The organism is Roseateles sp. (genome assembly GCF_031397715.1).
In the GTDB taxonomy this organism is placed as follows: domain Bacteria; phylum Pseudomonadota; class Gammaproteobacteria; order Burkholderiales; family Burkholderiaceae_C; genus Paucibacter_A.
Window position 1 is genome coordinate 1 of sequence record NZ_JANNMI010000141.1, and the last position, 5,863, is coordinate 5,863.

The following is a 5,863-nucleotide window of genomic DNA, read 5'->3' on the forward strand; positions in this document are numbered from 1 at the left end:
GCCCTTTTCTTGGTACCCCCAAACGGCAACCTTAATATCTTCTTCGCCTTCGTGTTTCACATGCTGGGGGCGGCCGCCCACGGCGCCCGCGACCCGGTGGGCGCGGTCGATATGGCTGCTCCAGACGCTGGCCTGCAGGCCGTAAGGGCTGTCATTGGCCATGGCCACGGCCTGCGCTTCATCGTTGAAACGCAGCACGCTCATGACCGGGCCAAAAATCTCCTCGCGTGCGATCTTCATCTGCGGCTGTGCCTCAAACACCGTCGGCTCGACAAAGTAGCCGCCGCTGTCCGCCCGCGACTGCACACCGCCGGCCACGACGCGGGCGCCATCGGCCAGCCCCGACTCGATATAGCCCAGCACCGTGCGCAGCTGGCCCTCGTCGACCAGCGCGCCCATCACCGTGCTGGCGGCTAGCGGATCACCCGCTTGGTACTTGGGCGCCTCGGCTGCCACCAGGGCGATGAATTCATCGGCAATGTCTGCGTGCACCAAGACCCGTGAGGGCGCATTGCAGGACTCGCCCTGGTTGAAGAACATGCTGCCGGCAACGGTCTGCGCGGCGCGCTTGAGATCGTCAAAGTCTGGAAAAACCAGAAACGCCGATTTGCCGCCGAGCTCGTTATAGACCCGCTTCAGGTTTGAGCGGCCGGCATATTCCAGCATCTTGCGACCGACTCGGGTCGAGCCGGTGAAGCCGACGGCATCCACATCCATATGCAGGGCCAGCGCTTCCCCCGCCTCGTGACCGAAGCCCGGCACCACATTGAAGACGCCCTCGGGCAGGCCGGCCGCCACGGCCAACTCGGCCAAGCGCAGGGCGGTCAGTGGGGATTTTTCGCTAGGCTTCAAGACCACCGAGTTGCCGGCGGCGAGTGCCGGAGCTAGCTTCCAGGCCGACATGATCAGCGGGTAGTTCCAGGGCACGATGGCGCCGATCACGCCCATCGGCTCGCGTTGAATCAGCGCCAAGGCGTTCGGGCCGGTCGGTGCAATTTCGTCATAGATTTTGTCGACAGCCTCGGCATACCAGGCGATGCAGCGCGCCGCTGACGGCACATCCACGCCGAGTGAATACTGGATCGGCTTGCCCATGTCGAGCGTTTCCAGCAGCGCCAACTCCTCCTTGGCGGCCAAGATCAGCTCGGCGAACTTGAGCAACACGCGCTTGCGCGCTGCGGGCGGGCGCTTGGCCCAGCGGCCGTCGTCAAAGGCGGCGCGCGCCGAGGCGACGGCTGCGTCGATATCGGCGGCTTGGCCACGCGTCACCGGCCCTAAGCTTTGGCCGTTGATCGGTGAGATGCAGTCGAACTGCTCACCGCTGAGGCCTTCGACTCGGCGCCCGCCTATGAACGGCCGGCCATCGATCTTGACAACGCTGGCACGTTCATGCCAGTTGATTGCTTGCTTGCTCATGGCTCAGACCTCGCTTAAAACTTCACCACCACCGAGGCGCCGAGCAGGTTGTTGCTCTTGGAGAAGCTGCCGCTCTTGACCACTTCGAACACCTCGCGGTCGGCGCGGTCGTAGCGGTACTCCAGCTTGAAGGTGGTGTTGAGGTCGTAGAGGTAGTTGACGCCTAAGGCCAAGGCGCTGCGGTTGGCACCGCGTTCGGTGTCGGTCAGCAACAAGTCTTGCGTGTCAACGTCGCGGCCGGTCATGCGCGGGCCGATGCCATTGCGGGCGTCGGAGCCAAAGCCCAACAGTCCGCCGCCGTTCTTGTCGTTCTTCAAGTAATCAAAGCGGGCGATGGTTTCAAAGCGCGGGCTGAACTTATAGGCCACCAAGCCGGAGACGCCCATCCATTCGGAATTGCGCAGCTCGTCGTTGTCCGGGTTGGCCGTGATGGACGCGCGCTTTTGGCCGCCATAGCTGACTTGGCCCTGCAGCGTCCAATCGCCGCGTATGTAATAGCCATCGATCTCGAACAGATTCAGCATGGTGTTGCCGGTGCCGCCGATGGCGTTGGCGGCTTTGCCGTGCACGCCGGCAAAACCGAAACCGTCGAACTCACCCTTGGCGTAATCGACCCGGTAGGCAATCACCGGCGACTTCTCACCCGAGGGCAGCATCGATGCGTTCAAGTTGGCCAGCACCGCCTTGGTGATCCATTTGCCGCGTGTCAGCTCGACGCCGGCACCGGTGTAGGCGGTGGGCAGGGTGAAGTCGAATAACAAGTTATGGGTGATGAGCTTGTTCTGTGTCGGCGGCAGGTATTCGTAGCCGGACCAGTCGGGGATATGGCCGGCAATCAGCCGCGTTTGCAGATCACCAAGAGGTATCGACACGCTCGCTTCTTGGACCAGGCCGCCATTGCCTATCACCGCGTCGGTGCCGCGGTTGGGCGACAGGGTCAAGCGCCAGCGCGTGCCGCCTTCGGTCTCCTTGAGCAGGTCAAGTGCGACCGTGCCGATGTAGGAGTTGTCGTAGTGGTAGCCGCCATTTTCGACATTGTTCAGGAACTGGAATCCGGCCCGGTTCTGATTGCGGTTGTAGATGTAGCTGGGGTCCATATAGCCGCTGATCTTCAGGCCCTTCAAGCCCATCGCCTCGGTGCTGTCCTCCAGCGCCTCGGTCTTGACGGCAATGCGGTTGAAGTCCTGCGCTTGCTGCGGTGTCATGCCCCATTGGGCAGTGCCGCCGGCGGCTGCCCCGGCGGCTGGCTTGGCTTCATTGGCCTTCAGTCGTTCTTCGAGTTGATTGACGCGGTCGCGCAGCGCGCGCAGCTCTTTCAACAACTCGTCGTTGGACTGCGCCAGGGCGGCGCTGGGATAGGCGCTTGCAATTGCCAGAGTCATTGCTGCGAATACTGGAAATTTCATCAGGTTCTCCGGTTTGTTGTCTCAATTGAATTCAGCCACCGCGCTGGGCTGCGGCCATCTCGGCACTGCGCCGCCGCTCAGCCCGTGCGATCAAGTAACTGGCCAGCACCACGCCTAGCGCCACCACCACGATGATGACGGTGGCGACCGCATTGATGCTGGGGCTGACGCCCAAACGCGCGCGGTTGAAGATCACCAACGGCAGCGTGGTCGAGCCCGGGCCGCTCAAAAAGGCCGACAGCACCACATCGTCCAAGGACAGCGTGAAGGTCAACAGCCAGGCCGAGAACATCGACTGAGTAATCATTGGCAGCGTCACCAGCAAGAACACCTGCAGCGGTTTGGCGCCCAAGTCCATCGCCGCTTCTTCCAGTTGCGGATTGAGCTCGGTCAAGCGCGCCTGAATCACCACCGTGGCATAGGCCATGCCGAGCAGCAGATGGCCGAACCAGATCGTCAACACGCCCTTGGGCAAACTCCAACCCAGGCTGGCTTCCATGGCGCGCTGCAGCGTCACCAGCATCAGTAGCAGCGACAGGCCGACGATCACCTCGGGCATCACCAGCGGCGCGCTGACCATGCCGGCAAACAGCGTGCGGCCGCCAAAGCGTTTGTACTTGACCAGTGCAAAGGCGGCAAAAGTGCCCAAAAGCACCGAGGCGCAGGCGGTGGCGAAGGCAATCTCCAGCGAGAGCCTGAGTCCCGTCAACATCTCGGTGTCGCTGCTCAGCTCCCGGTACCACTTGAGCGTGAAGCCCCCCCAGACCGAGGGCAGCTTGGAGTCATTGAAGGAGTAGACGATCAGCGCCAGGATGGGCAGAAAGAGGAAGGCAAAACCCAGCATCAACCAGATGCGGCCGAACCAGATCGTCGCTGTGGGCCCGAGCAAGGCGCGCGTCATGACTTGGCTCCCGTGCCGCTCTGGCTTTCGGCCTGGTACTTATTGAACAAGGCCAGCGGCACGATGATCAACAGCACCATCACCACGGCCACGGCCGAGGCCATCGGCCAGTCGTTATTGCTGAAGAACTCGTCCCACAGCACGCGCCCAATCATCAAGGTCTGCGGGCCGCCCAGCAGCTCGGGGATCACGAACTCGCCCACGCAAGGGATGAAGACCAGCATCGCGCCGGCGATGATGCCGGCCTTGGACAGTGGCACCGTGATGCGCCAGAACGCTTGCCACGGTGTCGCGCCAAGATCGCTCGCAGCCTCCAGCAAACGCAGGTCCAGCTTGGCCAAATTGGCGTACAGCGGCAGGATCATGAAGGGCAGGTAGGTGTAGACCATGCCGATGACCAGGGAGAACGGCGAGTTCATCAGTTTGCCCGCAGCCGGGATCATGCCGGCAGCCAGCAGCAGATGGTCCAGCCCTAAGCCGATGACGGCGTCCGACACCCAACCATGCTCGCCCAGCAGGCCTTTCCAGGCATAGACACGCAGTAAAAAGCTGGTCCAAAACGGCAGCATCACCAGCATCAGCAGGGCCGGCTGCAGCGCGGTCTTGGCGCGCGCCATGAAGTAGGCGAAAGGGTAGCCGATGAACAGACAGCCAAGCGTGGTGATGGCCGCGTACTTAAGGCTGGCCAGATAGGCCTTGATGTAGAGATCGTCCTGGGTGATGAAGACATAGTTGCTGGTCTTGAGGCTAAGCCGCCACACGCCGTCGGCATAACTGAGCAGGTCCTTGAAGTGCACGGTCTCCATCTCGGAGACGCTGATCTTCAAGACGATCAAAAACGGCAAGGCGAAAAATATCAACAACCAGCCATAGGGCAGGGCGATCACGGCGCTGCGGCCACTCAACAGCCGGCGTAGGAAATTGGGGCGCTGCATGGTGGCGGCCCGGGCTCAATGAATCAGCACGACTTGTGCCGTCGGTGACCAGGAGGCCCAGACCTGCTGATCCCAGGTCAAGGGGTCGGCCCGGTGACGTGCCAGGTTACTTTCACTGACCTTGAGCATCTGACCGCTGGGCAGTTGCAGGTGATAGACGGTGAAGGCCCCAAAATAGGACAGCTCGTGCACCTTGGCCAGCACCTGATTGAACTCACCCTCAGGCTTTTCGGACGTCAGGCGAATTTTCTCGGGCCGCAGCGCTACGCCGACCGCCATGCCGGCAGTGCCGGTGATGCCGTGGCCCACATAATGCTTGCAGTCAGCGCATTCAATCACGACATGGTCGGGCTCGTCGACGCTCAATGTGCCTTCCATCATGTTGACGTTGCCGATGAAGTCGGCCACGAAGCGGGTGGCCGGCGTTTCGTAGATGTCGCTCGGCGCACCGACCTGCAACACCCGGCCCTCGCTCATCACCGCGATGCGGGAGGCCATGGTCATCGCCTCTTCCTGGTCGTGGGTGACCATGACACATGTCACGCCGACGTCCTCGATGATGTTGACGAGTTCGATCTGCGTCTCTTCGCGCAGTTTCTTGTCGAGCGCGCCCAGCGGCTCGTCGAGCAGCAGCATTTGCGGCCGTTTGGCCAGGCTGCGCGCCAGTGCCACGCGCTGCTGCTGCCCGCCCGACAGCTGGTGCGGCTTGCGCTTGCCGAACTTGGTCAGCTGCACCAACTTGAGCATGGCGTCGACGCGTTCGCGGATCGCGCCCTTGGCCATGCCGTCGCGCTGCAGGCCGAACGCGATGTTGTCGCGCACCGTCAAGTGAGGGAACAGCGCGTACGACTGGAACATCATGTTGAACGGCCGTTCGTACGGCGCCAGGCCGGCGATGTTCTTGCCGTTGAGCAAGATCCGCCCCGAGGTCGGTGTCTCGAACCCGGCCAGCATGCGCAGCAAGGTGGTCTTGCCGCAGCCCGACGAGCCGAGCAGCGCAAAGATCTCCCCCTGCGCGATGTCGATGCTGACATGGTTGACGGCCACGGCACCGCCGCCGAAGTCCTTCACGACGTCGTCGATCTGCAGAAACGGTGGCTTCTCGCCGCTCGCGACGGTGGGTACTGCGCTTGACATTCGGCGTTCTCCGTGCAGCGGCTCAGAGCCCGGTTTTGAAGCTTGTGTAGAGCCGCGTCATGGTGCGC

Annotated in this window: 5 protein-coding genes; all 5 read right to left on the reverse strand. The window is 62.4% G+C overall.

Translation table 11 applies throughout. The features are described 5' to 3' along the window. The coding region (locus RMO57_RS06070; protein WP_310385133.1) for an aldehyde dehydrogenase at positions 1-1,416 on the reverse strand (1,416 nt) is incomplete at its 3' end. A 14-nt stretch (positions 1,417-1,430) separates the two neighbouring features. After that, the gene (locus tag RMO57_RS06075; protein WP_310385135.1) at positions 1,431-2,798 is read right to left on the reverse strand and encodes a DUF3138 family protein; all 1,368 of its coding nucleotides are present in this window, start codon (positions 2,796-2,798) and stop codon (positions 1,431-1,433) included. Positions 2,799-2,853: 55 nt separating this feature from the next. Next, positions 2,854-3,723 (reverse strand): ABC transporter permease subunit, encoded by an 870-nt coding sequence (locus tag RMO57_RS06080; protein ID WP_310385137.1) that lies wholly within the window; start codon positions 3,721-3,723, stop codon positions 2,854-2,856. After that, entirely contained in the window at positions 3,720-4,658 is a 939-nt protein-coding gene (locus RMO57_RS06085; RefSeq protein WP_310385139.1) for an ABC transporter permease subunit, read from the reverse strand. The genes RMO57_RS06080 and RMO57_RS06085 overlap by 4 nt, the downstream gene beginning before the upstream one ends. Before the next feature lie 15 nt (positions 4,659-4,673). Beyond that, the gene (locus RMO57_RS06090; protein ID WP_310385141.1) at positions 4,674-5,795 is read right to left on the reverse strand and encodes an ABC transporter ATP-binding protein; all 1,122 of its coding nucleotides are present in this window, start codon (positions 5,793-5,795) and stop codon (positions 4,674-4,676) included. Positions 5,796-5,863 lie beyond the last annotated feature (68 nt).

Bases quoted from the DNA above. Each gene is read 5' to 3' on its own strand.
- RMO57_RS06080 (WP_310385137.1), bottom strand. From the start codon at position 3,723: ATGACGCGCGCCTTGCTCGGGCCCACAGCGACGATCTGGTTCGGCCGC.
- RMO57_RS06075 (WP_310385135.1), bottom strand. From the start codon at position 2,798: ATGACTCTGGCAATTGCAAGCGCCTATCCCAGCGCCGCCCTGGCGCAG.
- RMO57_RS06085 (WP_310385139.1), bottom strand. From the start codon at position 4,658: ATGCAGCGCCCCAATTTCCTACGCCGGCTGTTGAGTGGCCGCAGCGCC.
- RMO57_RS06090 (WP_310385141.1), bottom strand. From the start codon at position 5,795: ATGTCAAGCGCAGTACCCACCGTCGCGAGCGGCGAGAAGCCACCGTTT.